Here is a 608-nt window from a genome sequence, read left to right as displayed (position 1 = left end):
CCATTGCATTGGCATGGTTGGCATTCTTCAGCCAGAGGTTATCTGTGAGGTATGCCGTAAACTGGCAAGAGAGGTAACGCATCTTCGAAGCGAGCTGGGCGGATTGCTTACGGATGAAGCGGGCTTCCGGTTGCAGGTCTTTATTAAATACAATCACGCACTCTCCCATCATCAGTCCGTTCTTCGTTCCGCCAAAACTAAGAATATCGACTCCGCAGTCTACTGTCAGTTCTTTTAAGGAAAGATTCAAAGCGGCACAGGCGTTGGCTATTCTGGCTCCGTCCATGTGTACATACATACCATTCAGATGGGCAAAGTCTGTCAGACGTTTCAATTCTTCGGGAGTATAGATGGTGCCAAGTTCGGTACATTGGGAGATGTAGAGGGCTCTGGGTTGTGAATGGTGCTGATCGCCGAAACCATGCAGATAAGATTGCATCAATTCCGGGGTAAGTTTACCGTCAGGAGTGGCAATCGGGCGAATCTGACAACCTGTCATTTTCACAGGAGAGCCGCATTCATCTACATAGATATGAGCCGTTTCCGCACAAAAGATGGAATGATACGGACGGGTCATCAGCTGCAATGCTACCACGTTGCTACCCGTT

General features: G+C 48.7%; 1 protein-coding gene. It reads right to left on the bottom strand.

What is annotated here, in order from left to right:
* On the bottom strand, window positions 1-608 hold a 608-nt coding region (locus tag AB5935_RS26145; protein WP_368327889.1), incomplete at both ends, for a low specificity L-threonine aldolase.

The sequence above is a fragment of the Phocaeicola sp. RTP21198st1_B8_RTP21198_201120 genome, assembly GCF_040929485.1.
GTDB lineage: Bacteria > Bacteroidota > Bacteroidia > Bacteroidales > Bacteroidaceae > Phocaeicola > Phocaeicola dorei.
Note: the sequence above shows the minus strand (reverse complement) of the source record. Positions and strands in the feature narration are given on the sequence as shown.